At 43.3% G+C, this 26599-nt stretch carries 22 protein-coding genes and 1 pseudogene; 14 read left to right on the top strand and 9 right to left on the bottom strand.

Annotation, left to right across the window (positions count from 1 at the left end; genetic code table 11):
- Nucleotides 1-425: 425 nt before the first annotated feature.
- On the bottom strand, nt 426-1127 hold the full coding sequence (locus QUB25_RS25975) for a tyrosine-type recombinase/integrase (RefSeq protein ID WP_333187715.1): 702 nt from the start codon (nt 1125-1127) through the stop codon (nt 426-428).
- 189 nt (nt 1128-1316) lie between these two features.
- On the opposite strand from QUB25_RS25975, the gene QUB25_RS25970 reads away from it, so the two are divergent.
- Nucleotides 1317-1796, top strand: a complete 480-nt coding sequence (locus QUB25_RS25970) for a hypothetical protein (protein WP_333187712.1) — start codon at nt 1317-1319, stop codon at nt 1794-1796.
- 181 nt (nt 1797-1977) lie between these two features.
- Here QUB25_RS25970 and QUB25_RS25965 read toward each other — a convergent pair whose 3' ends face one another.
- From QUB25_RS25965 to QUB25_RS25955, 3 genes are all read right to left on the bottom strand, one after another.
- Nucleotides 1978-2121 carry a hypothetical protein gene (locus QUB25_RS25965; RefSeq protein WP_333042918.1) on the bottom strand — a complete coding sequence of 48 codons (144 nt, stop codon included), beginning with the start codon at nt 2119-2121 and terminating at the stop codon, nt 1978-1980.
- 40 nt (nt 2122-2161) lie between these two features.
- Nucleotides 2162-2293 carry a hypothetical protein gene (locus QUB25_RS25960; RefSeq protein ID WP_333042920.1) on the bottom strand — a complete coding sequence of 44 codons (132 nt, stop codon included), beginning with the start codon at nt 2291-2293 and terminating at the stop codon, nt 2162-2164.
- Between the two features lie 132 nt (nt 2294-2425).
- On the bottom strand, nt 2426-3184 hold the full coding sequence (locus QUB25_RS25955) for a phytochelatin synthase family protein (protein WP_333187708.1): 759 nt from the start codon (nt 3182-3184) through the stop codon (nt 2426-2428).
- Between the two features lie 268 nt (nt 3185-3452).
- On the opposite strand from QUB25_RS25955, the gene QUB25_RS25950 reads away from it, so the two are divergent.
- The 6 genes from QUB25_RS25950 (at nt 3453) to QUB25_RS25925 (ending at nt 10923) form a co-directional block, all read left to right on the top strand.
- A complete protein-coding gene (locus QUB25_RS25950; protein ID WP_333064976.1) occupies nt 3453-4343 on the top strand; it encodes a hypothetical protein in 891 nt (296 codons plus the stop codon).
- Nucleotides 4344-4359: 16 nt separating this feature from the next.
- Entirely contained in the window at nt 4360-5004 is a 645-nt protein-coding gene (locus QUB25_RS25945) for a hypothetical protein (protein WP_333187705.1), read from the top strand.
- A 269-nt stretch (nt 5005-5273) separates the two neighbouring features.
- On the top strand, nt 5274-7619 hold the full coding sequence (locus QUB25_RS25940; protein ID WP_333187702.1) for an outer membrane protein assembly factor BamB family protein: 2346 nt from the start codon (nt 5274-5276) through the stop codon (nt 7617-7619).
- 189 nt (nt 7620-7808) lie between these two features.
- On the top strand, nt 7809-8147 hold the full coding sequence (locus tag QUB25_RS25935; RefSeq protein WP_333187699.1) for a hypothetical protein: 339 nt from the start codon (nt 7809-7811) through the stop codon (nt 8145-8147).
- Between the two features lie 505 nt (nt 8148-8652).
- Nucleotides 8653-9288, top strand: coding sequence for a hypothetical protein (locus tag QUB25_RS25930; protein ID WP_333187697.1), 636 nt, complete (start codon nt 8653-8655; stop codon nt 9286-9288).
- A 468-nt stretch (nt 9289-9756) separates the two neighbouring features.
- Nucleotides 9757-10923: an RNA-guided endonuclease InsQ/TnpB family protein gene (locus QUB25_RS25925; protein WP_445251986.1), complete on the top strand. Its 1167-nt coding sequence runs from the start codon at nt 9757-9759 to the stop codon at nt 10921-10923.
- 71 nt (nt 10924-10994) lie between these two features.
- Here QUB25_RS25925 and QUB25_RS25920 read toward each other — a convergent pair whose 3' ends face one another.
- The gene (locus QUB25_RS25920; RefSeq protein ID WP_333180633.1) at nt 10995-11255 is read right to left on the bottom strand and encodes a hypothetical protein; all 261 of its coding nucleotides are present in this window, start codon (nt 11253-11255) and stop codon (nt 10995-10997) included.
- Nucleotides 11256-11831: 576 nt separating this feature from the next.
- Here QUB25_RS25920 and QUB25_RS25915 point away from each other — a divergent pair.
- From QUB25_RS25915 to QUB25_RS25905, 3 genes and pseudogenes are all read left to right on the top strand, one after another.
- A complete protein-coding gene (locus tag QUB25_RS25915; protein ID WP_333187694.1) occupies nt 11832-12680 on the top strand; it encodes an arylamine N-acetyltransferase in 849 nt (282 codons plus the stop codon).
- 110 nt (nt 12681-12790) lie between these two features.
- Nucleotides 12791-13027 (top strand): annotated as a pseudogene (locus QUB25_RS25910) (tyrosine-type recombinase/integrase); the annotation flags it as partial.
- Nucleotides 13028-13187: 160 nt separating this feature from the next.
- Nucleotides 13188-13604 carry a hypothetical protein gene (locus QUB25_RS25905; protein WP_333187691.1) on the top strand — a complete coding sequence of 139 codons (417 nt, stop codon included), beginning with the start codon at nt 13188-13190 and terminating at the stop codon, nt 13602-13604.
- 325 nt (nt 13605-13929) lie between these two features.
- On the opposite strand, the gene QUB25_RS25900 is transcribed toward QUB25_RS25905, so the two are convergent.
- The 3 genes from QUB25_RS25900 to QUB25_RS25890 all read right to left on the bottom strand — a co-directional run bounded on the left by QUB25_RS25900 (nt 13930) and on the right by QUB25_RS25890 (nt 16255).
- On the bottom strand, nt 13930-14607 hold the full coding sequence (locus QUB25_RS25900; RefSeq protein ID WP_333187689.1) for a hypothetical protein: 678 nt from the start codon (nt 14605-14607) through the stop codon (nt 13930-13932).
- A 56-nt stretch (nt 14608-14663) separates the two neighbouring features.
- Nucleotides 14664-15305, bottom strand: a complete 642-nt coding sequence (locus QUB25_RS25895) for a hypothetical protein (RefSeq protein WP_333187687.1) — start codon at nt 15303-15305, stop codon at nt 14664-14666.
- A gap of 725 nt (nt 15306-16030) precedes the next feature.
- Nucleotides 16031-16255 (bottom strand): hypothetical protein, encoded by a 225-nt coding sequence (locus QUB25_RS25890; RefSeq protein WP_333187684.1) that lies wholly within the window; start codon nt 16253-16255, stop codon nt 16031-16033.
- 424 nt (nt 16256-16679) lie between these two features.
- Between QUB25_RS25890 and QUB25_RS25885 the strand changes: the two genes are divergently transcribed.
- From QUB25_RS25885 to QUB25_RS25875, 3 genes are all read left to right on the top strand, one after another.
- Nucleotides 16680-18302, top strand: coding sequence for a GH3 family domain-containing protein (locus QUB25_RS25885; protein ID WP_333187682.1), 1623 nt, complete (start codon nt 16680-16682; stop codon nt 18300-18302).
- 124 nt (nt 18303-18426) lie between these two features.
- Entirely contained in the window at nt 18427-18981 is a 555-nt protein-coding gene (locus QUB25_RS25880) for a hypothetical protein (RefSeq protein WP_333187679.1), read from the top strand.
- 436 nt (nt 18982-19417) lie between these two features.
- Nucleotides 19418-19720, top strand: coding sequence for a hypothetical protein (locus QUB25_RS25875; protein ID WP_333187676.1), 303 nt, complete (start codon nt 19418-19420; stop codon nt 19718-19720).
- 486 nt (nt 19721-20206) lie between these two features.
- Here QUB25_RS25875 and QUB25_RS25870 read toward each other — a convergent pair whose 3' ends face one another.
- Entirely contained in the window at nt 20207-20470 is a 264-nt protein-coding gene (locus QUB25_RS25870) for a hypothetical protein (RefSeq protein WP_333187673.1), read from the bottom strand.
- A 116-nt stretch (nt 20471-20586) separates the two neighbouring features.
- Here QUB25_RS25870 and QUB25_RS25865 point away from each other — a divergent pair, with 116 nt between their 5' ends.
- The gene (locus QUB25_RS25865) at nt 20587-26598 is read left to right on the top strand and encodes an AAA family ATPase (RefSeq protein WP_333187670.1); all 6012 of its coding nucleotides are present in this window, start codon (nt 20587-20589) and stop codon (nt 26596-26598) included.
- Nucleotide 26599 lies beyond the last annotated feature (1 nt).

Here is a 26599-nt window from a genome sequence, read left to right as displayed (position 1 = left end):
GGGATGAAGCTGAGGCGTACTAATAGACCGAGGGCTTGACCTCTCTTTCTACATGGTAAGGATGATGACTTAATTCTCTGCAGTCTTCAGCGTTTTTTACCCTGACAACTTTTGGCTTGTTAAACGCCCATGTGGCGAAGATATTTGACCCGTCACTGCATCTCGAAAATAGCTCGATGTCTGGAACCATATTTAAACTAAAGCTCCTCTGATTTAGGAGCCTTTGTTTTATGGGCTTAAGGGCTTTAAAGAACTTTTCTAGCGTAACGAGAGTGCTCAACTTTCGGTTGGTGATGATGCCGTAAACCAATCTCAGGCTTTGGCACGAGCTTCTCTGGAACACTATGAGAGCCGTTAAACGGATTGTATAGCACCTCCTAGCCAGCAGATGCTGCTGGAGCATCCCTTTTTTTACAGTCAGCCGATCACCAGTCGGGAATTTCTTCAGTTGCGTCGGATTGCGCTTGTGACAGTTGCTCCCTCGGTAACGGCACAGCCGGCAATTCATCCTCTACAGGGGGAAATGTAGGTTTCCCCGTGTAGGAAAGCATGGAAAGTGAAGCGATCGCTCCTTTGACTTGATCTGGCTTCACCTCTAAGTAATGCTGCAACTGTTCGAGGTTACTGTGACCGCTGATTTCTTGAATAATTCGCAATGGGATACCCGCATTGCTCATCTGAGTCAGGGCGGTTCTCCTAAAACTGTGGGTGGAGGCTCCCTCGATGCCAGTTCGCTCGAACGCTTCTCTCAAAATCTGATCCGCTGAGTTGGTGTGCAGATGCTTCCAGTGGTGGGAATGGTGGCGACCGGGGAATAAATAAGTCTGACCTGCGTGGGGTTTCCAAGATGTCAGGAGACTCCGCAAATCTTCAATGACTGGAATCGTTCTGGTTTGGAGCTGGCCTTTGGTGTTGCCCTTGCGGAAGTTGATTGTAGGTCGGACTGTACCTCTGGCAGTGTAAATATCGATGACTTCCAGGGAACAAGCTTCGGCAATCCGACAAGCGGTGTAGAGGCAAACTCCAAACAAGGTGCGATCGCGTGAGGTCTGCAAACCTTTGTTAAATAGCAGTTCGATTTCCTGTTGCGTAAGGATTTTGGCCTGGCCGTGCCGTTCTATCTTCATGCTTGGTGTATACCCGACCCGATACCAGAAAGTTTGCCGCAAATGCTGCATTGCTGCATCCGTCGGGGGTATTTCTTAACGTAGCGCTCTAGGAATCAGCAAGTTTGGTTCAGGCGATGGCAGTTCGAGTGTTGAGAGCTGCTATAGCGTGTTTAAATAGTTAAACTTTGGCTTAGGGTAAGATTTGCGGTGGAAAGTTATAAAGTCATGCTGGAAAACATAAAAGGCTTTTGCGAGCGTCTTGATTACGACCCGAGTAAGGGATATTGGCTTGCTGTTATAGCGTTACCAGATTACTTTGAGAGCTTGGAGATATACATTGCTGGTGATGCGAATGGGCTTAATCCAACGCTCGAAAAAGCAGTAGTTCGCGTTCTCAACAACTTTAGTACCGTTGAGCCAACAGTCAAAGCTTATCTAGTTAACATAAAATCAGGTACTTTTTTTAAAGGCGGAGTCAAAGATGTGATTCTTCAGTTAAATGATTGTTACAAGACTGAAAGTGTCTGGGACATCATGTGGCTGAAGTTTGGCGATGTTGATAAACCCGATCAATATGAGGTGGTTTGCACTGCCGATTCAAGCTTGCCGTTTGGACATAGCTGTTGCCTATGGATTGTAACTTTATGCAATGATACTCCTATTTCACACTACGGCAATTTTTGGTAAGACATGGATAAGTGGTGATTCAAAACATATAGTATCAACCTGAGTTCGCAATGGCGGTGTCTATATTTTCTGATTCCGCGATCGCTCGGCGGCCTAGGGGGAGAGAATATACATTTATCACGGCGCAAGCCCAATGGTTCTTCTTTGGAGGTGAATGAGTAATTGCAAATATAGCCCCTACCTATTTACTATCCCCAAAACGCTCGCACCCAATATGCACCTGCCACTCCACTACTCTAGTAGATTCTGCTAACATACCCTCCAGGGCGCGGGGACTGCTGCTAACAATTGTTTGAGCTTCTTCCACATTTTCTGCCTGAATCACCCAAAGCCCTGTTCCATCATGGGGAAAAAACGGGCTTTATTCACAGTAGTATTCCTTTGTCCTGTTGCTCGCGAAACCAAGCTAGCTGATTGGGGTCGTGTTCGGGGTGAGCGTTTTTGTAGTCGTAATACTCTGGAATGGTTGCTACAACAACGGCAAAAAGTTTAGACACAGTGCTTTTCCAAAACTGATAAAGTTCAAATCAAAAATAGCATAATACTCCAATTACTTTTGGTCGCACCCGCAGTTTTGTCATTTTTGAGTAAGGGTTGAAGCCCAGCTATGCAATGCCTAATTCTCTATTTTACTGGCGCACAACGAGATAGCCCCGTGTCTTTTTGGAAATTGAATCAGGAGTATTCATCGCTTTCCAAAGATTTTCAGTAGAAGCCCATACAGGCGGGTATTTATAACTGGCTACGTCTTCAATCAGAAACCGATCGCTTGGTTCGTGATAGGCAGCAAGGGGAGAAATATGCCCGCTTTTACCTTGACCCAAAACAGAGCGTTGGTAATTCACGATTATATAGTCGCCAGAACTGGCAAGGTTGGCTTTAGCTTGGCTCCGAAATTGGTTAAGTGTTGTCTCCGACGCATAGTAGAGTTCAACTTTGATGTTGTGACTTCTCAGTAAGGCAGCTAATTCATCAAGAGTCATCCCCGAAAAAGTGACGGCATAAGAAGAACGGATATTCTGGGTTTGACCGTCAAAAAAGGTGTCTTGGGTTAGGGTGCGATATCCCTGTTTTTTGCTGCCGAGTGCGTTCAGAACCATCACACTACTAGCCACACCACAATAGGCGGGACGCTTTTGAGTTTCAATGTGGGTGCTAAGCGGTTGAAAATCCTGTTTGCTCTTGCTCTGGTTCAATAGCTGTTGTCCTTCGGGTGATTCTAGAGAAACTAAAGTTTTGGGAAGTGGTAGTCGATTAACAGAAGGTGGTGAGAAGGCTTTCCAGGTAAAAACGCTTAAACCTGTGCCGAAAATTAGTAGAATACCCCCTCCAGCTTTTATTAGTCGCCCTCGCCATCGATGATTTCTCGACTTTTGATTTAAGTCCATATCTTCATCTCTCCCAAGAACAGTTGTGTGAAAAAAGTCTTAGTCAGAATTGGTCGTTGAACAATTAAACCTTACAATGTCTAGACCTTGGCATCTGGTTAGTAGCTCGGGTAACTATTGCCTTTGCTTTGGACATCATTATAGCAAGTCTTTTTAGGGTTAAACTTTCATTATAATTAAGGAAAAATATCATTGTTATAAAGCGGTCTGAAAAATTTAGATTCTGTAATATAATTTTGAAATCTCTGCCTGGGAGCAAGATTGCATCATGCCGCCAATGCCAACAGTCACAGTCAAGTCAAGATACAAGCCGCAATCTATCGATACCAGCATTGAAGCTGACGTGCTGATGTTTCAGCTATTGCGACAGTTAACGCCCCAACAAAAAGTACAGCGGACTTGCGCTTTCAATCAAGCGGTGCGAAGGCTGGCAATATCTGGAATAAAGAACCAGTATCCCAATGCTGCTGAGGCAAAAGTTCGGCAAGAATTTATTAAAAGGTGCTTGGGCGCTGAGTGGATAGAAGTTTTATCAGACAGTAAAGATTGGGGTGAACTCGTGATTGCAGAGCCGATCGAATTAGCGCAAAAAATAGCCAGCATCTTGCTACCGCTGAATATTCCCTATGTGGTGGGAGGTTCAGTAGCAAGTTCGCTGTTGGGAGAAAACAGATCTACGCAAGATTTGGACTTAGTAATTGACATGGAATCGCGAACAGCACAGAGACTAATTGATGCCATGTCAGGCGAGTTTTACATAAGCGAGTCGGCTGTGACTGAAGCGATTGCCAATTCAAGAACAGCACCCCGCGAATCATCGTTCAATGTCATCTATTTGCCTTCGATGGAGAAAGCAGATATTTTTGTGATGGGCAGCGATGACCCTTTTTCGGCTTCCGTGATGAGCCGACGCCAACTTTTCCCTGTTAGCGGTTTAACAGAGGAGGGAATTTACATCTACTCGCCCGAAGATATCGTCCTGCAAAAACTCAGTTGGTACCAACTAATTCCTGGCGGTTCCCAAAAGCAGTGGAGGGATGTCTTGGGAGTTTTGAAGGTGCAAGGGGAACGACTCGATCTCGCTTACTTAAACCAGTGGGCTGTTACCCTCAAACTAACAGATTTACTTTCTGAAGCGTTGCTTCAATCGGGATATTAATAGTCGGCAATTTAGAATGAAACCAAACAAACAACAGCTTGCTATTGCTAAGAAAATCCAAAAATGGATTCAAGCCACCCAAGAAGTTGAAAAAGCTCGATTGGCCATACCGATAACCAGGCTGACGAGTATCAAAAGTCTGTGCGCTGATGAAGTTGCTGCCGAAAAGTTTGCGCTCTACATTGCTCGACTGGTGCAGCAGCAGATAAATCAGGCGAATTGTCCAGAACATTTTACGGAGGAAGAATGGGAACAGCAAAAACAATTAGTGGATGAAGCGATCTCACTGATGGACAGTTACCGAGAAAACCCTAGTTACGAAAGCAGGCAATCTCTCAGAAACTTATTGAAAGATATTGATGGGGTGCAAGGGGATGACTATCGTAATTTTAGATGGACAACGGTGCGTTTTGTCCGCAGTGGAGATTTACTCAAGCTAGAGTATGCACTGCGCTGTTTTGTAGAGACAGATTTTCCCTATTGGGCTTACAAACTAGCTAGAGAATATGTAGAAGGCTATGGATTGCAGTCGGGTTCGGGTATCGTTGCTGAATCCGTACCCATGTTGTTGGAAGTAGCAGAATTTTGGTGTCAGTATTATTTCAATCAGAGTTTGAACGAGAAATTTCCTGATGGGGGCGCGATCGCTCTTGTGAGGTAGGGTCGTTGGGTCGGGTGAGGTGCGAATTTATCAATTCCAGAGAAACGCTCAAAATCAAGCAGATACTCAGGCGCAGCGAGGGAACTGGCAGCTACCCATTTGCGGGATGAAGCATAATGAAGCTTGACCTAAAACAACGGGGCTATTTTTAATGATTCTCCAAGGGATTGTTTGTGTGAAGCTAACAAATTTGCTGAGGATTGAGTGATTGCGGGTTGCGGGTCAGTTGCCAATGTGCCAGTTGATTATGACAGAAGTGATGTGATTACATGAGCCAATATTTCTTGTGTTTTGCTTTATTTATTTCAGGCTTAATTGTCCAGGTTTTAAAACTTTTTACATTTATAATAATTTTTCCTTTTTCTAGAATAAGGGTCATTTTTACTCATATAAAAAAATTAGACCAAAGAAATCATCGGCCGTCTTTAGAGGAACAGCGTATGGGTTTATATGATGGTAGCGGAGTTCATCACCCCGATGGATTAAAGTGGAAGTTCAATACAAAAAGCAGAATACGTGTTTCTCCAGTCGTTATTAATCAAGTAGTGTACGTTATAAATGACCAGGGTACTTTCTATGCAGTTAATAGCCGAAATGGAAAAGTGAAGTGGACTTTTCAAATACCAAAAGAAGGGGAAGGGTCTGAAAATGCCTTCTTACGTCCATCGCCACCGACCATTGTTGATAATGTTGCCTACATCAGTAACGATAATCAGTTGTATGCCATAGACCTGAAAACAGGTATAGCTAAATGGACATTTGCCACCCCAGGTGTAGTGGAATCATCGCCCGTTGTAGCAGATGGTGTTGTTTATGTAGCCAGTAATTTTACGGAAATATACGGGTCAAACACCGATCGCCCTTGCACACCTATTATGAACGTACAGGGTTATCTCCAAGCTGTGGATATTGCTACCCAGCAAGTAATATGGCAATTTGAGCTACCCAATGGAGTTAGTTCTCTTGCTGTTGCTGATGGCACAGTCTACATTTTTGGATTTGGTAGTTTCTGGTCACTGGATAGTGCTTCATCTGCGGTACAGTGGAAGTTCAACAAACACGATCTCAGTTTTTTGGCTCCAGTGGTTGTTAACGGCATAGTTTATGTTAGCTGTCCGTCCTACTATTCCTCTACAAAAAGTTCAGTTTTTGCTTTACATAGTGTTAGCCGACAAATTGTATGGGAATTCCAAACAAGCGGTTATATCTGCACAAGTCCGTTAGTCACTGATGACATGGTTTACATTGGCACTAGAGATGGACATTTATTGGCTCTCAACAAAGAAACAGGACAATTACAATGGACTTTTTACCGTGGTGATTGGAACATCAATTACCCTAGTATCGCTGAGGGAATAGTTTATTTCGGCAGTGAAGACGGAAATCTTTATGCCTTATTCAGCACTACAGGCCAGCAACTGTGGAAGTTCACAGCAATGGGTGGAGTGTCTTCATCTCCTGCTATTGCTGCTGAAGTGGTTTACTTTGGCAGTGAAGATGGTTATCTATACGCAATTGATACTACAACAGCACTAATTAACCAAATCCTTTCAGATGCTTCAATGCAAGGAGAGCCTTTAGCAGATCCTCCAATTAGCTCAGATGGAGCTATGTATCGCGCCAATCCACAACAAACTGGTGTTTACATTACTAGAGGTGTTCACCACGTTGTTGGATTGAAGTGGAAATTCTCGCTGGATAGACCTTTATCATCCTCCCCGATTGTCGCGAATGGAATAGTTTATGTCGGCTGCAGTTACTCTAATCTTTATGCTATAGATGCTGAAGTTGGAAAACAAGTATGGCAGTTTGACAAAACAACTTATTCTTGTTCCGCTGTGGCTGATGGCATGGTTTACATCGGAGGTGATTCTTTGTATGCACTTTCTGCGATGACTGGACAAGAACAGTGGTCTATCAAACTCAGCAGCGCTTCGTTTCCTGCTGTTGTTAATGGCACAATCTATGTTTACAGCAGAAACAAAGACGGATCTCACAAACTCTCTGCCCTGTCGTGTCGGAATGGACTATTAAAGTGGCAGGCCCAAGTGTCCTTATCTAGCGGTTGCCCTTTGATAGATGATGAAATCGTTTTAGTACACAATTATCATTACGTAAATGCGCTTTCTCTCGCTACAGGAGAAGTTGCATGGCAATTCAAAACTCAACAGTACGACGATCGCTTATCAGCTATTTCTGATGGAACAGTTTACTTGGTTGGACAGAAAAATTTCTATGCAGCAGATATCCGTACTGGAGAGGTGAAGTGCAACTTTAGTCCAGAAAAAGGCTCGTTGAGACACGCTCTGGCGATTTTTGATGGCACAGTTTATACTATCGGCCAAAATACTCATACACTCTACGCACTTTCCTGCACAACTGGGGAAGAGAAGTGGCAGTTTACAACGGATACTAACATACAAACACCTCCGACTATTGCTGACGGAATTGTTTACTTAGGAACCTTTAGCGGTAATGTTTATGCAGTAGATGCTCTGACAGGACAACAACTATGGAAGTTTGCAATAGGAACGGCATTATACTCTGAACTGGCGATCGCGGAGGGGGTAATCTATACTACGGGCTGTGACGGGAAGCTTTACGCGCTCAGTTGAATTAGGGGAAAGTATGCGATCGCCAACTATCAAAATTTTGTTTTCCGCGCGTTGCTGATTTATGGTATGAAAGACTAAATATGCAAATCCTAGAAACCAGTACCTACAAAGTTTCTCGATTTTCGACTTATTTTTTTCATACCCTGATTAAGCAAGGCCGGGTTTCTTTTTCCCCTACAGTTACGAGATATGGACAAGTTTCCAGAATACGATCCTCGCTGTGGTCGTGAGACAGAGGGCCAGTGGTGGAGCCTGCCACAAGACATTGGTTTAGCCAACACTCCTGAATTCAGTCAACGTTTCTTCGCTCAAGTGTTCAACGAATTCCCAGCATTGGCGACAAGCGTCGTTTTCTTGCGATGGTCTGTTGGGCCAGACGACCTCTACGCAGTATTTAACTTCTCTAGCGGTGGGTTTGGCGTGCAGATCGATCCGGGGCTAGAGTACATCATAGTGTGGGGGACAGGCGAGCATGGGGAGTATGGCGATTGGATGGGCGATGGCGATCGGTTAGCGGAGAGCGCTTGAGGATGTCCGTACCTTAGTTCGGTGGTTTGAGAGTTTGTCTAATACGGTTGAGTGATGATGAGACAAGTGCTGGTGAGCTATCGTAAATTCCGAAGGCGTTTAGTCTGAACTTTCCCCTGCAAATATTACTTGCATAGACGAGCGAAGCCTTCGATCGCAAAGATTTTAATTGAAGTACAAGCAGCAGATAGATTTGGGCTGCATATCTCCAGCAAAACCATATCCAAGCTAAACTGATAATCGCCCTAATTTTTAGAATTATCTATGGGACAAGAAAGCGCAATATGATATCTGGGGAAATCAAAAGTCGGCGTTGCTGAATTAGAGTATGAATCCACTTTTCCCTTGATGTTACAAAACTCACTCGACTTGGCTTATAGCAATTGGGAAATCTTCCATTCATACCTGTATTCAGCAACGCCATAAATAACTTGTTGCGCTAGCAGGCTTTTCGTGCTGGCAACTGGTTGGTAGAAGAAAGAAAGCAACAGCGAAGGTTTGTAAAATGGATGAAGTCGTCAAGAAAGTAGCTGCCTTGGGTTTACCAGGTATCATCTTGGTAGTAACGATGGCTGCGACAGGTTTAACAGGAGCGGCTGCAATCACAGCAGCTCTAGCATTTCTAGGTGGTCCGGCAGGAATGCTAGGAGGTATTGCCGTACTAGGTTTGACGGGATTGATTGCAGAGGCTCTGACAAAAGTAGGGTTAGAGGACTTGCTGACAGCAATTTATTGCCAAAGGCGCTTATCCGAGCCACACGGGAAACTTTTAGAGGAGATTGAGCAATTATCCCTGTTTGATGGCGATATCAAACAAAGGCTCAAGCAAACTGTGACAGATGGATGTGGCTGTTCAGCAACCAGCGCTGCAAACATTTCAGATGTTACCCTTGAGGCTCGCGCCATTTTAGAAGCTGTCCCAGGAATGACACCAGCACACCACAGGGATTTTAACAGCTCCAATCCGATTATCAGACTTAGGGATGGAACAGCGGTTAGGGCTTGGAAAAACCCCCTCGGCGTCGATCACATTTTTTTAGCCGATCGCGATGGCAAAATGATTTACGGTGGCTTCGTAGGCTGGATTCACAGCGAGGGGTTGAATCAAGCGCTCTTGCAAATGAGAAGAGACTTGACGTAAAGTAGATAGGATAGAAAGCATATTGTAAATAAAAGTTAAGTTTTCCAAACCACTACCATGCCCTTATTAAGAGCTAAGGGCTATCTAGCAGAAACTTAAAGGCTAAATCACTGAGAATTTACTAGCGGTTGCCACTTCAGATACATCAGAGTATAATGTTTGACATCAGCAAAAACTGTTAGAAATAGAGCATTTAGCTGTTTTCCAACAAGTAAGCACTGTAGATCAAACCAGCACTCATAAATATCTAAAATTCTGATAGTCGTCTTGGCAGGCTTTTTTTACGCCTCACCGCAAAGGCCTCCCACACTTCTTTGAAATCAGAACTCGATCGCTCCAAAATCGATCTGTGACCAAGAAAATGGGATACAAGCCCCGTCCTTCTAGGACGGCTTTAATTAAGAATTGTGAGTAATCGCATTTGCGTTTAGCCAAACTTCTATAATTAGGATAGGAAGGACAGAGCAAATGTTTAACTTAACCTACGAATTTAAACTGAAACCAACAGCGGTGCAAACAGCCATCTTTGAAGATTGGCTAGAGCAATGCCGTCGCGTCTACAATTACGCGCTAGCTGAACGCAAACATTGGTTTCAATCTCGTAGCTGTCAAGTTAACGCTTGCTCTATCCGTTCTGAATTCATCATCCCTGCGGAAACAAAGCGACCGACTTACGCAAGTCAGTGCAAAAACTTAACCGCAGCCAGGGCAAACATTCCTGCTCTCGGTGCGGTTCAAGTCCACGTCTTGCAGCAAACATTGCGAAGGCTTGAGAAAGCATTTGTCAGTATGTGGGAACAGAAACACGGATTTCCGCGCTTTAAAAAAATTGGTGGAATGCGTTCTTTTGTGTTTCCCGAAATGGGCGTCAATCCAGTTCAAGGCGAGAGGGTGAAACTACCCAAGATTGGTTGGGTGAAATTCCATCAATCGCGTCCCATTCCTGATGGTGCAACAATCAAGCAAGCTCGAATTGTCAAGAAAGCTAGCGGTTGGTATGTAATGCTAACCCTGCAATGGGACGTTTCTGTACCGACGGTTATGCCTCACGGCGAAGCTTTGGGTATTGACGTTGGTCTAACTAATTTCATAGCGACTTCCAACGGTCTTCTAGTAAAGCGCCAAAAGTTTTTCGTTGACGCTGAACGCAAGCTTAAATTGCTGCAACAGCGCGTCAGTCGAAAGAAGTTAGGCTCGAATAACCGAAAAAAAGCTCAGAAGAAAGTTGCCAAGCTGCACGAATATATAGCCAACTGTCGCTCATACTGGCACTGGAAACTGGCACACCAACTTTGCGAAGATGCAGGAATGATATTTGTTGAAGATTTGAACTTGATTGGTTTGTCTAGAGCAATGCTCGGTAAGCACTGTTTAGATGCTAGTTGGGGGCAATTCTTTACTATCTTGCAGCAAACCTGTTTTAAGCATGGTGTGTGTTTTCAGAAAGTAAGTGCTCATAAAACAAGTCAAATTTGTCCTAATTGTGGTGTGGAGACAGGCAAGAAAGAACTGTCGGAGCGAACCCATTCTTGTTCTAGCTGTGGGTATACAACAGACAGAGATGTTGCAGCAGCACAAGTAGTTTTAATTAGAGGGCTTGCAGCCGTAGGGCATACCGCCTGTGATGCTTGGTGAGGGTAAATTCGTTGGAATCCCTGTGAACCAAGAATCCTCGTACCTGATAGTCGAGGAGTGTCAACATCGCTCTAAATCTTGCCTTCAAACCTCTGATGCCAGAGGATATACCCCGACACGGTAACAACCAGAGTGATGCCTCCTCCTACCCAAGCCAGCATAGGATTGTAACCGCTACGGCTGAGGGTCTGCATCCATAGATGAGTGCGATCGGAGGATATTAACCAATCTGCGACGACCGGAAAAAGATACATCAAAGATGCACCAACGATAAGCCAGCCCACCATAGAGGCGACCAGAAAGATAGTTTTGGCTGTAGATTGGCTACCCATGAGCAATTGCGGTAAAGAACTAACTTTGAGATTAGCTCTTGAGATGCGTTATGTCAGCACAGGTATAGCCCGAGACAGTGGGCGATGCAAGCGTGAAACTGTAGAATTGATTTGAAGCCAAAGGTAAAGGGCGTTGCTGATGCCAGGGTATGAAGGGCTAAATATGCAAGTCCGAGAAACCAGTATCCACAAAACTTCGGGATTTTCAAGTTATTTTTTTCATACCCTGATTAAGCAACGCCAGTAGCAGATGTTCCCTCACCGCATCAGACACAGTGTTATCACGGCTGCACTGGACGCAACAGAAGGGGATGTGCAGAAAGTTTAGAAACTCAGCAGGCACAGGAATTTAAACACTTTGATGGTGTATGACGATAATCGATCGAGTGACCAGGGGGATGTTACCGAGATGCTGGATGGGATGTTTTAGTTGATCGGCGGGGGAAGCGGATGATTCGACGTGAAGAAGCGATCAAAATCTATGATTTCTCCGATGCTAAACATGAAGGAACGTTGGATACATAATGATTAATTACTCCCCATGAAGAAACTCAGCATTGACTCTGATAATAAAATATGCAATTACAACAACCGCTGACTGAGATAGACCTGGATGCCTATTTTCAACGAATTGGCTATAGTGGTGACTGTTCACCCAGGCTGACAACGTTACAGGCAATTCATCAGCGACATTCCCACACGATCGCCTTTGAAAACCTCAATTCGCTCCTGAAACAACCTGTGAAGCTGGATTTAGCATCCTTGCAACAAAAACTAATCAACGAGGGACGGGGCGGCTATTGTTTTGAGCAAAATTCATTGTTGCGGGCTGTTTTGCTTGCTCTTGGCTTTCAGGTAACGAATCTAGCAGCTCGCGTGCTGTGGAATTTGCCGTCCGGGACGATCGCACCTCGCAGTCATATGGTGCTGTGGGTCAATATTGATGGAGAGCCATACATTGCAGATGCGGGATTCGGAGGATTAACGCTTACCGCGCCGCTTGCTTTGAAACCGGATATTGAACAACCTACATCCCACGAACCATTTCGATTGAGCGCAGCGGAGCGCAGCTACATTATGCAAGCATATATTAAGCAGGAGTGGAAACCCCTTTACAGATTCGAGCTTCAGGAACAAGAATTACCCGATTATGAGGTGAGTAATTGGTATGTTTCGACTCATCCCAACTCAATTTTTGTTACTAACTTGATGGTGGCAAAACCGGATTCAAATTGTCGTTATGCCTTGTGGAACAATCAGTTTACGGTGCATTATTTGGATGGTCGAACAGAACACCGCGTCCTTTCAACGGTTGCAGAGTTACGCGCTACCCTTGAGAATGTTTTTTGTCTCAACCTGGGAGCGATCGCCGAGATTGATCGGATGTTACAACAATTAATTGAGCGATCGTGTGCGATGACCTAACGGTGAAAGTGGGCAATTCTCGATTTATGGCAAGGGCGACAAGACTCGCGTGGTTCTACTTCCTTCGTCTCTGTATCTAACACTTTTGAACAGCAGAGGGGAGGCAGGGAATTCGCTCGCCGATATTCAGGAGCCGGAAAGGGACTAATGGCGGTCGCTTGCACAGGGGTTCGGTGACGCACTTGGTCAAGGAAGCTGCGAAACGCGCGGGAATTTCTGAGAAGGCTAGCGCTCACTGGTTGCGGCATTGTCACGCTTCCCACGCTCTCAACCGGGGAGCACCCATTCACTTGGTATCCCAAAGTTTGGGCCATGCGTCGGTTGCCACGACTTCTAAATATTTACACGCCAAACCAAACGATTCGAGCGGTCTGTATCTGATAACTTAGCGGGCGATCTGATGCGATCTAAGTTGAAGGCGTTGAGGAAAAGACAGCCCAAAACTGCTCGATCTAAACTATCCATATTTATCGTATATACTTATCTAATAATTTCATCTAAAACCCTATGTTTATTCCATTGATTATCGCTTTGTTACAGCCTGTTAATCTAGCACAAGCTCAACCTTGCAAACTCTCGGTAATGGGCGATAAAGAAACCAACAATTGTCCACTTTCAACGGGAATATTCGCCTCCAAGGAATGGACAATTAAGCTTTTTCATTGGGAACCCGGAGCTTATGTTTTTAAAGGAATCAATCGAGTCAACGGCAAAAAGATTAACACTATGGGCTCTGAAGTAAGAGGAACTGTAGATCGACCACAATATCCATTCAGTGAGGAGATAGGAGAGACTTTGTACCTTGTCACATTTCAAAGGGGTGACCGAAACACGATTCGACTCGAAATTTTTGCAGATACTGTTCCCTTTTACAACCAGTTGCTGCATAAGACATCTTCAAACGACCCATTTTTTGGACGATAGAATAAGTATTTTAACCCTGTTTTATGGAAACAGAACCCCTATTTGTCGCAGCAGGCAATCGCTTTCGGCGACCGCTAACAGATTGCCGGCTGGTCTTTTTAGTCAAAAAAGCAGGCATCAAAACGAATCAAACGGAATCAAGTGTGCTTGGTTTCAATCCCTGATAGGGCTTTATATAAGTAATGCCGTCATCCCGCAGGACGTGGCACAGGTTCCAGAGTTTTTGGACAATATCAGTCGTTGCGTTCACTCTTTTCTCTTTTAAGGTTGAACGTGAGTAATAACTCTACTTAGTGAAAGGTTAGGTGTAGAGTCAATTTCCACTTCAGAGATTGTCTGTTGGAGGAAGTAAACCGATTGGTTCCACTCTCTCAATCAAACCTTTTAAACCTTCACTCTGTTGCCTTTGAATCTCCATATGTCGTGCTATCCCATTACCTAATGAAAGGTCTTGAATTAAAACTAATTTTCCCTTATCAAAAGTCATTTTTAAAAGAGTTTCGCAAGCAATGTCGGGTATAAGACCACACGAAATAAATGAATAATTTAGACCCTTACATAAAAGAACTTTTCCAGTTAATGGAGTAAAAATATTTAAATTTTTATAGATAAAGCTATCATTGAAAGACAGCCCTAGATGCAATGTTGGCATAACTCCTTGTATGGGTTTATGACCATCAGCAACGTCGCCCATGGTCATTTCTTTCAAAAACAATCCTTCATCAGTAATTTCATAAGTAGAATAAGAATATCGATTCGCCAAACTCATTGGACACGGTTGCATTCCATAGTCTTCCGGTCTAATTAAGCCTTTTCCCTCTATCACGTCGGCTAATTCTAATCCTTCATCCTCTAGAAATTCAATTATTAGTTGATCAATAAATATATACCCTTCTGATGTAGTTTCAATCCAATCAATGGGCTGCTTTAAGCGATGCTGTATCTCAAGTAACAAGTAGTTTTCTTCATTGTAAATAAAACAATCATATATGTGACCACCCATAAGAAAAGACCTTAAAGATTTTGAACTATTACCTAGAGTGATGACAGAGTTATAATCTACCAATTATCGTAGTCAGTAGCCTCAATCACATCACCTGTTTCCGTATCTTCAACTTTGACGGTAAAGCCTGTAGCTCCCAGACTCACTTGAGCAAATTGATAAATATATCTGGGTGTAAGAGCTTGCTCATCGCTCCAGTTTTTCCACTGTGTTAAAGTCTCATATTCCTGCCCTGCAATCTTACAAACAAGCATGGAATTTCGCTCTCCTGTCCAAGGGTGGTCAAGTTCCTTATCAGTCACATATGGCAAAAAAGAAAACTGAATCTCTGGCTCTCTTACCATTTCGAGTAGTGCATTCGCTTCCTTTATATCTGCCTCTAAATCTAAAGCATCACCTGTTAGAGAGTGTTCAACTCTCAAATTACATTTAGAACCATTTAATCGAAATTTATAGGCACAGGCTCCACTACTTCCCCCAGCGCCGTAGTAAGGCATGATTTTCTCCTGTTGCTCGGCCTGTTTCATCATCTCTAGGAGAAACCCCTCGACTGAATAGCGTCCTTTGTAAGAACCAGTTGCTAACTGTTCTTGAAAAACTATTTCATCGACTGAATATTCCCAATGATGTAGTTGTTTAAGCAGTTCGCCCGAAACTCGAAAGCCGATTTCTGTATATAGCTTTTGCACCTCTATCATGGCGTGAACTCCCTACGTTTTGAGTATTATTCTATCAATTAGCTAGCCTTTTCCCAAACCGTGCTAGCAATTTGGCTCAAAATCTCTTCTAATCGCCCCTCAAAAGTCTTGTTTAAGCGCTCAAATCCTCCACCTTGAGCTTTGAACGCTCTCCGGTCAAACGCATCCCGGTCAACAATAACAAAAGTTTACGATGGTTGGGGGGTAAAAATAGGTTCTGTCCCTGGGGGGGCTGTGGTGTGTAAGCGGCCTTGAGTATTTTCCGATAGCTAGCGGGTAAAAATGAAGGCCCATCCAGAAACGGATGGGGCAACTGGGATTAGAGATTGCTAGGCACTCCCCGGACTAGATAGAATTCGACTGCTACCCCTGACGCTCGCAACCGCGGCTAAACGGTAATAGCCATCAATAATCTTGTAGTCGGAGGGAGAAAATCAGTATCGAGCCAGCTTTCCACTCGCCATATAGCATCGTCTGGGCATAATCGTCTATCACGCTCTGATCAATCTCCCGTTCCTGCTCCACTCCAAAAGAGAGGTATCATGCAGGCCATCGAGCGGGGTAATGGTCACAGGAATCAATTGGGATCTGTGGCCCTCCGGGCTGGCAGAGCGGATAAGGGATTCGAGGTCGTCGTTGCTATTGTTCATGGGCTTAGTCCTTTTAATTACCCCACCCTTTTTTAAGCTTCCTGTGGGCTGAGCTTGGCACTGCTGCTGTAGTGTCTAAGCGGCTCTATGTTTTAGTATTCCAATTTGCGCCAAAGCTGTCGCTTGATTTTCAATTTCAAGGACTCGCGCCGGAATTGTTTCGCCGGCTCTGGGATTTAGCTGGCGTGCCAGAACTGCGGCGTGGTAATGAAAGTGGCCGCTTATAACTTTGTCTCCCCTGGTATCTCGAAGCAGCACCGGGGGAATTACAAAACCGCCGATCGCCAGACGCTCACTCACCAGCAATTTCTAGGGCGTTGCTGATTTACGGTATGAAAAGCTAAATATGCAAGTCATAGAAACCAGTAGCCAAAAAGCTTCTAGAGCTTCAAGTGATTGGTTTCATACCCTGATTAAGCAACACCTATTTTTACTTGAAGTGTGCAATGATACTACCCAATTAATAAGGTAAAAAGTCTCCTGGGGAAGAAAAAGTTGATGCCCTCAATCTACAGGAACCGTAAACCGCATCACTATAGAAGACCTGCCAGAAGTTGGCTGAATTGCCGAAAGAAGTTTTGTCCCAAGTGCGTGGTGGTGGCAAGAGGCGGACTCCAGCGATAAAGGAAAAACAACCAACCATTCCCACGGGGGGACATTGATGATGTAAAATAGGTTTCCAGTGTGTCTAATCGGAAAATTTTCTTAATTGTCAGGTGCTATTATGTACGAACAAATTAAAAGTGAAATGGAAGCTTGGTTCAAAGAGTATAATAATATTTTTCTAACTCAAGAAAATTTTCTTTTTACCCTCTTAAATAAACTGAAAGATACTGCGGTAGGGAAAGAAAGAGGCTACGCTAATATTAAAACTATTGAACAATTCCAAGCTCAAACACCTATTCAGCATTACAGCGATTTACAACCGTATGTTGAGCGGATTCTTGCAGGTGAAACCAATGTACTTTATCCGGGACCGCCTACTCATTGGATTCAAACTTCAGGCACAACTGGTTCACCTAAACTGTTTCCTTACAATACAGAATTTGAAAAAAGTTTTTTTACTTCGGGCAAGGCACCTCTTAATTGTTTTATATATCGTCTTGGTTCTCAAGCTTTAAAAATATTAGAAGGTGAAGGCTTATTAATACACGCTAGTGGTGATTGTGGCACTGTGGGAACTGGAGCCACCAATAAAACTCTAGCATTTGTTAGTGGGTGGATAGCAAAACATAGTTCACCAGAAAATCCTTTTGCGCCTCCTATAGAGATTCAATCTATTGAGAACTGGGAAGAGAGAATGCTGCAAATAGGAGTTTATTACGTCCAAAAAAATATCACGCGCCTAGGGGGAGTTACAAGTTACGTATTAATGTTTTTACACGAAATAGAAAATGCTTTTGGTGGCAAACTATTTTCAGGATTGGCAGAAAATAATCCAGGACGAGCAGCAGAGTTACAGCAATTCTATCGAGAAGATGGCAAGCTAGAAATCTCTAGGATATGGCCTAATTTATTGTGCCTGCAACTAGCTGGTGTAGATCCCTATAAGTATAGAAGTTGGCTAGCTCAAAATTTGCCAAATAGTCTAATTTTTCAAAGTTATCTTGGTTCCGAAGGATATTATGGATTTCAGTACGATATAAACAATCCGGCTATGGTTTTAATGCCGAACAATGCTTTCTACGAGTTTCTCGATGTTGATGAGTATATGAATTGGAAGTTTGATAATGGAATTACTCCAACCCGATACACAGTAGCTAATGTCAAACCTGGTAAAGAGTATGTATTTTGCATCTCTAATTATCTCGGTTTTACCACCTATATCCCCGGCGACATCATTAAAATTATTTCTACTGAACCTCTGTTATTTTTATATTCACGCCGTCTGGGAAAAGATGTTAACATAGCTGCGGAAAAGATGAGCGAAACTCACATTAAAGTGGCTCTAAGTGAGGCAATAAAAAAGAATCCCTGCGTGCATCGGGAGTATTTATGCACGGCGGTGACTGAACCGCGTCCACACTACGTTATTGCCATTGAATTTTCTACTCCTCCACAGAATTTAGATCAATTTGCAACGGATATAGAGCAATCTATCTTTGAATTAAATGTGTCGTATACTGATGTACGAAAAGCGAATGTACTTCAGCCACTGTGTGTAATCAGCCTACCAGATGGAGAATTTGACAGATATATTTTGGCAAAAACAAAAGCAGGTGAATGGAATCCAGGGCAAAAAAAGCTTCCCAGTCTAACTGAGAGCCAAGATTTTCTTAAATTTTTTGGTTCTAGTGTTCGCTTTATGGCTCAGGGTAAAAGCAGGGTAAGTGCATCTTACCAATAGACCTATTGCAAAAGCATACAGGGCAAAGGTTTTAGTGGCTTACTTAAGTAATCTTAGGTCGGAGAAATGTACAACTACCAGATAATTACTGCTATTTTAGAAGTTTAGTGGGTATAACACTATTATGGAAAGGTACGAAGATTACTTTGACGTAGAACCCAAATTAGATAACATCATTAAGTTGCTACCCGAGTGTCCGACAACTAACGACACATCTAAGTGGACTCCAGAGGAGAAATTAGCTGTACACAGGTTAAGTAAGTTGTACTTTGCTACAAATTTAGACGGTCCGGGGGAAGATGCGAAGCGAGAATTATTAATTTCCTATTTCGTCCATAAGGCCCAATCCAGACTCCTCTCTGATTCTACCGATAACCCTAGTAGTATCGAAAGCGAGGAGATAGACCGAATTACCAGTTTCATCAACACTCTCCGCAACATATACCGTATCACCCGTTTGCTGGGCAAAGCTCCCAAAAGTGCCGATCGCTCTCAATGGAACTCAAAAGAGAAAGTAACCGTTAGGTTATTAACGGATTGGTACTGGCACATGATTTATGGTACGGGTAAAGCGGGGTATGCCGAGTGGGAGCTGTTATCTCCCTATTTCCTCAATAATGATGGAAACTTCACTGCACGCTTCAGGCCCCTTCCCGAGTCTACCGTTGCCACAGAGTAAACGAGAAATTAGCATGGCCCACACAAAATCATAAGGGTGTAGCAGCGGCTGACAAACTGACACAGGACAAGTCAAGGTAAGGAAGTTTATGATGGTTGACTCAGATACATCAATTGAAAAGATATTTGAACGCCTACGCCCGATTATTATGGAACGGTGTAGAACAAGCGAACCCAATAAAATTACTATAGATTCTGGTCTTATCAAAAATTTAGGGATAGATTCTTTTGACTGGATTCAAATATAGTATGAGATTGAAGATGAATTTAAGCTGGCAGATTTAGATAACTTCTGGGACGATTATTTAGATAAATTTATAACTGTAGAACAACTGGTTTGGGGACTAAAAAAGCTTTTAAAAGAATGTCCTTATTGCCACCAAACTGTCAGCACTGAGCTAGGTATTCAGGTTGATAATTATTATGAAAAAAGATTGGTGTATGTTCATCAAGAATGCGAAACACTTACGAGGCAGTTAGAGAGAGAAATGCTCCAACAGGATAGAGAACGTAAAAACAGAGAAGTAGAGGAAAAAAAACGGATTAAAAAGGAAAAAGAAATGTACCAGATAGAAAGGCAAAAACAGCGCATACGAAAACAGAAAATTTCAACTATATTTAAAATAGTTTTAGTGGGAATGACTCTTTATGCAATTTTATTTTATACGTTAGGTTTTAATTTTTATACTTTAATCTTTATTTTAATACTATTGTTCTTGGCCGGGGTAGTTTTTATATAGATACATACCACGTTCAAAATGTAGCGATTGCCTCCAGGTTAAAAACATGATAATGCATGACTCTATGTTTTGAATAAAAAAAATCTCCCAAGTTTCAAGCCGTTGAGGGATTCTGGTTCTGGGAATTGTTGCCAAGTGCGATCGCACTTGCCGACAGCCAACAGAACACCGGCCGCTTTTTTTGGTCAAAAACTTCAGGTTTTAGATCCAGATTCTAGATTTTGACAATGCAGTTGCACGGCAACCGCGAAAAAGCGGGAATCAACGGGAATCAAAATATGCCAAGTGCTAATCCCTGATAGGGTTTAGGGAGTTTTTAATTTCTCGAAGAAAACAATTAACTTCACACAGCTTTGTTTCAATCCCTGATAGGGTTGCAGGGTGAGGCTAGGCGGGGAAACGCTTATATTCTGACCGAGCTGTAGCACTTTTAAACCCTGAGTTAGGATATGCTCCTTGCCTTCCTAGAATATATTTATTGTCCAATTAATTTTCGGACAATGGTATCACTTGGCCCGAAGAATCAGCAATCACTTGTTTTTGGTGAACGACCGATTTGAGCACTTTGATGGTGGGCGCGAGTTTCTCCAGCAACTCCATTGCTTCGGTTTTGAGCTTCGTTCCCTTCACCGCGCGGCTGAGAAACATCAAAGCTTTGGGCGGGCCTTGTCTCACCGATTGCGCTTGTTTGATCAGTCTCACCGCATCGGCGGCTGATTGTACGTCGATACCGCTCGGCTGCACCGGCATCACGGCTAAAAAAAGCTTTGGCGGGGCGATCTGCTCCTCTACCGATCTCGCTAAAAAATCTTCAATGGGTTTTATAGTTTGAGGTATCTCCCATCGTACTCATCCAGAGAAGCTCTATGGTTGCTCTACCGGGTATTGCTCTTCTCAGCAAAATTTACGAAAGTTCTAATTCTCTAGTGTATCGGGGCATCAGCGCCCAAGACGATCGAGTGATCGTCATAAAAATGCTCAAACAAGATTATCCATCTCCTCAAGAATTAATCCGCTACAAACAGGAATATAAAATTACCCGCTCCCTCAACCTGCAAGGAGTGGTCAAGGCATACAGTCAGCAAGACTATCAACGCACACTCATTATTTTTTTAGAAGACTTTGGCGGAGAGTCCCTAGAGCAATGGAGGCACAAGCGTCCAGAGAACTTCTGCCCGATGCCCTTATCCAGGTTTCTGGGGCTGGCGATCGACCTCACAGATATTCTGGGCAAAATCCATGCCGCCCATGTCATTCATAAGGATATCAACCCTGGAAACATTGTTTTCAATCCAGATACTGGTGTCGTTAAAATTATTGACTTCGGAATTGCTACCCAATTTAACCGCACGAATCCAACGTTCAAAAGCCCTCATGTTCTAGAAGGAACCCTCGCCTACCTCTCTCCTGAGCAAACCGGGCGTATGAACCGTTTCCTCGATTACCGCACCGATTTTTACTCGCTCGGTGTGACGTTCTACGAGCTTTTAACTGGACATCTGCCGTTTTCCACAACAGACACCCTTGAGCTAGTCCATTGTCATATTGCCAAACAGCCTATTCCACCTCACGAACTGAAAGTAACGATTCCCAAACCCGTTTCAGATATTATTTTGAAACTGATGGCGAAAAATGCTGAAGAGCGTTATCAAAGTGCTTGGGGAATCAAAGCCGATTTAGAAATCTGTCTTCGTCAGTTCGCAGAAACAGGTCAAATTGATACCATTCAACTGGCGCTTGAAGACGTTTCGGATCAGTTTCAAATTCCCCAAAAACTATATGGACGAGAGCAGGAAGTTGCACTGTTATTAGCTGCTTTCGTTCGCGTAGGATGTCCAGAGTACAATCGCGTCGCTGCTTTACTCAACAATACAGAAACAAAATTCAAAGTCGAAATGATGTTGGTGTCTGGCTATGCTGGAATTGGCAAGTCAGCGTTAGTGCAGGAAATCTATAAACCAATCACCCAAAAGCGCGGCTATTTCATCTCTGGTAAATTCGATCAATTTGGGCGCAATATTCCCTACAGTGCGATCGCCCATGCCCTACAAAAATTGGTGCAACAACTGCTGGGTGAACCCGACCAGCAGTTGCAACAGTGGCGATATCGGCTTCTAACGGCGTTGGGAAGCAATGGGCAAATCATCATTGATGCGATCCCTGAAGTTGAATTGATTATTGGCAAGCAACCGCCCGTACCGGAAGTTGGGACAACGGAAACTCAAAACCGCTTCCATCGAGTCTTTCAGCAGTTCATTCGGGTATTTGGTTCAGTAGAACATCCCTTAACGATCTTTCTGGACGATCTTCAATGGGCAGACTCAGCAACACTCAAGTTGATCGAGTTGATGATGACGGATGCCCAGACGCAATATCTGTTTCTGATTGGAGCATATCGAGATAATGAGGTGGACTACTTACATCCACTAACAATAATGCTGGAGGGACTCAGAAAAGAGGGAGCAACTACTAGCCAAATTAGGTTAGCACCGTTGGAACTAAGCGCGATCGCACAACTGATTGCAGACACATTACACAGTGACATCAGTACAATCATCTCACTGGCAGAATTAGTATTGCGGAAAACAGGCGGAAATCCCTTTTTTGTCAATGAGTTTCTGAAAATGCTCTCTGCAGAAAACTTGTTAAGCTTCGACCTTGAAAATCTCAGTTGGCAATGGGATATCACTCACATTGAAGGCAAGAATATCACCGGTAATGTGGTGGAGTTGATGCTTGGAAAACTGAAAAAACTGCCTCCAGCAACCCAGCAAGTTTTACAATTCGCCGCTTGTGTTGGTGCTGATTTTGATTTAAGCACCCTCTCTATCATTTGTGAAAGCTCATCTAGGGAAATTTTCCCGCAACTAATAGCAGCGGCTCAGTCAGGTTTAATTGTGCCGACATCTGAGTTAGATGAACAACTCTTGGTTCAGGATTACAAATTCTTGCACGATCGCGTCCAGCAAGCAGCTTATGCCTTAATCGATGAGTCGCACAAAGAAGTTGTTCATCTCCAAATTGGTCGCAATTTACTAGAAAAGACTTTGCCGGAGCGAATATCAGAGCGGCTATTTGAAATAGTCGATCATCTTAATTATGGGATTGAGCTTGTCACCGATCGAGCAGAACGAGATAAAATTGCCAGATTAAATTTAATCGCAGGTCAGAAAGCAAAAGCAGCGATCGCTTATGGTGTGTCAAAACAATATTTAGCTACAGCAAGAGTTTGGCTGGCAGCATCTAGCTGGCAAACAGATTATGACCTGAGCTTAGAATTGTACGCAGAAATAACAGAAGTCGCGTACTTGTGTGGCAATTTTGAGCAGGTGGAGGACTGGGCAGCGATTGTTCTGGAGCAGGCTAAAACGGTTCTTGATAGCGTGAAAGTATACGAAGTCAAAATTCAAACTGACATGGCACAAAATCAACCGTTAGGAGCAATAAACACTGGATTACAAGTGTTGCGCCAACTGGAAATTTGCTTTCCCGAACAGCCAAGTCAGTCAGATATTCAGCTTGAACTAGACGCAATCTCATGCCTTCTGAGGGAAAAATCGATATTTAACGACAAGCCGCTTCGTGTTTGCGAGGAGTGGATTCATCTGCCAGAAATGTGCAAGGCGGATAAGTTAGCAGCAATGAGAATACTATCCAGAATTACTATTGCGGCCTGGATTGCTATTCCTAATTTAATGCCGCTACTGATATCTAAACAAGTAAGCTTATCATTTGAATATGGAAATGCCTTTGTGTCTCCCTTTGCTTATGCCAATTTTGGATTAGTTCTGTGTGGAAATCTGGGAGACATCGAGACTGGCTACGAGTTTGGAAAGTTAGCGTTAAGGCTATTGTCATCACCTAAGTCTCATTCACTTAGAGCTAGAACATTGGTCATTGTGAATACCTTCATCATTCATTGGAAAGAGCATGTAAAAGACACATTACAGCCTATTTTAGAAGCCTACCGAAGTGGGCTAGAAACCGGAGACTTAGAGTTTGCCTCCTATGCTGCTCACACTTATTGCTTTAACTCCTATGTTGTCGGAAATGAACTCGTAGAGGTTGATCGCGAGATGACAATATACAATGCAGCAATCCACCAACTTAAACAGGAAACAGCACTAACCTGGAATCTGATATTTCAGCAGGCGATCGCAAATTTGATGGGAGACTCGGGTGATCCAACTCGTCTAGTGGGCAAATTTTACAATGAGGAGAATGGATTACCAAAACATGAAGCAGCAAATGATGAAAGTGCAATTTTTAATGTCTATTTCAATAAACTTTTGCTGTACTACCTCTTTTCGGAGTATGCTCAGGCTGTTGAAACCTCAACCATAGCAGAACGTTATTTGATCATAATAACAAGCTCCCCTCTTGGTCCTTTCTACTGCCTCTATGATGCTCTGGCAAGACTTGCAATATACCCTGAAAGTAGTACGCAAGCACAAGAACAAATTCTCCAAAAAATTGCGGTAAATCAGGAAAAAATGAAGCAGTGGGCACATTACGCGCCCATGAATTATTTACATAAATATCATTTAGTAGAAGCCGAGACTGCACGAGTTTTAGGCCAATTGTTTGAAGCCGAAGAGTTCTACGAACAAGCCATTCAAGAAGCGAAAAAAAATGGCTATCTTCGAGAAGAAGCCTTATCCTATGAATTAGCTGCCAAGTTTTATCTATCTCGTGGCAGGGAAAAGTTTGCCCAAACCTATATGAAAGAAGCTCACTACTGCTATGAACGGTGGGGAGCAATGGCAAAGGTCAAAGATTTAGAAACTCGCTATCCACAACTATTACCTCAGCCGTCGGACATGGGTGACATATCAAACGGCACAAATTCTAAAACCACCTCTCATAGTCCCGGCATCGCTTTCGATTTAGCAGCGGTGATCAAAGCATCACAAGCGATCGCTAGTGAAATTGAACTGGAGCAGTTACTCAATTCCTTGATGAAGATTTTAATCAAAAATGCTGGCGCAAAAACCGGATTGCTGATTTTGGAAAACGCAAAACAATGGGTCATTGAAGCTTGTGGTGAACTAAATGACGGTGATGGTGAAAATGTCTATGCTACGAAAGTGCTGCAATCGATTCCAACTGTAAATCGCCTTCCCCAGTCAGTTATTAACTATGTTATTCGTACTCAAGAATATATCATTTTAAATGATGCAGCTCATGAAGGTAATTTTATCAATGATCCATACATCCAGCACAATAAAACTCAATCAATTTTATGTTTGCCACTTCTGAATCAAAGTAAGCTAGTTGGCGTTTTGTATCTTGAGAATCAGTTAACGGCTGGGGCATTTACACCAGAGCAAACGCAAGTTTTACACCTATTGTCAACTCAAGCAGCCATTGCGATCGAAAATGCCAGGCTCTACTCAAAGCTCCATGAGAGCGAAAGTAAAATGACTCAATTTATGGAAGCAATGCCAGTTGGTGTTGCAGTTGTAGATACATCGGGTCGTCTTTATTACTTTAACCAGCGAGCAACTCAGCTATTGGGTAAAGATATTGATCCTTCTGTGACACCCAATCAACTTGCAGAAGAGTATCAAATTTATCTAGCTGGAACGGATCAAAAGTATTTAGCTGAGAGAATGCCAATTATCCGAGCGCTAAAAGGTGAACGTATTAGAGTTGATGATATAGAAATTCACCGCAATAACGCCACGATTCCCCTTGAGGTATGGGCAACTCCTGCCTTTGACGAGCAGGGAAATGTGACTTATGCGATCGCCACCTTTCAAGATATTACCGAGCAAAAACAAGCCGAGAAACTGTTAGCCGATTACAGTTGCACCTTAGAGCAGCAGGTTGCCCAACGAACAACAGCTTTACAGAAAAGCGAAGCCGAATTGCGCGATGTCTACGACGAGCTTCGCTTACGAGAACAGGAATTACGACTGATTACGGACGCTATCCCTGTTTGTATCACATATATAGATTTCAACCAGCGTTATCGGTTTGTCAACCGCACCTATGAGGAATGGTTTGGTTGTAGCCGAGGTGAGATTTTGGGCAAGCATATTTGCGAAAACTTGGGTGAGGCAGCTTATCAAGTTGTACAACCGTACATCAATCAAGCACTGGCAGGGCAAGTTACAACCTATGAGTCAGAAATTTCCTGTGTGTTTGGCAAAAAATATATCAATAATTCCCTCATCCCTGATTTCGATGACAATGGTCAAGTAAAAGGATACTATGGGTTAATCACAGACATCAGCGATCGCAAACGTGCCGAAGAAACTTCAATTTTAGAAGAACGCAACCGCATGGCACGGGAAATTCATGATACGTTAGCTCAAGCATTTACAGGCATTTTGGTTCAAGTTGGTGCAGCCATCCAAGTGCTAGAGGATGATTTAGAAGGAACACAGGCACATCTGGATATAATCGATGAATTGGCACGAATCGGGCTGAGTGAAGCTCGTCGCTCAGTCACTGCACTCCGCCCTCAGTTGTTAGAGGAAGGCGATTTATCTAGCGCCCTCAATCGTCTTGTAACGCAAATGAGATCTGCTACCGATGATACTGTTTTGATCTACGAAATTCAGGGTACAGCCTATTCTTTACCCGCCGAAGTGGAGAATAACTTACTGCGAATTGGGCAAGAAGCATTGACAAATGCAATTAAATATGCAAAAGCTGACGAAATTCGCCTTGAGTTAGTCTATGAAGATGCACAATGTAGTTTGTGCATCAAAGACAATGGACAAGGCTTTGGCGTAGGTAGTATTCCCTCGGTTGGCGGATTTGGATTGTTGGGAATGAGCGAACGAGCAGAGCGAATTGGAGCGCAATTGAGAATAGAAAGTCAACTAGGGCAAGGAACAGCAATTATTGTCATCGTCAATCGAGGATGAA

Origin of the sequence: Microcoleus sp. B3-D7 (assembly GCF_036705305.1) — a bacterium.
In the GTDB taxonomy this organism is placed as follows: Bacteria; Cyanobacteriota; Cyanobacteriia; order Cyanobacteriales; family Microcoleaceae; genus Microcoleus.
The sequence above is the reverse complement of the archived record's forward strand: the minus strand, read 5'-3'. Positions and strand labels throughout refer to the sequence as shown.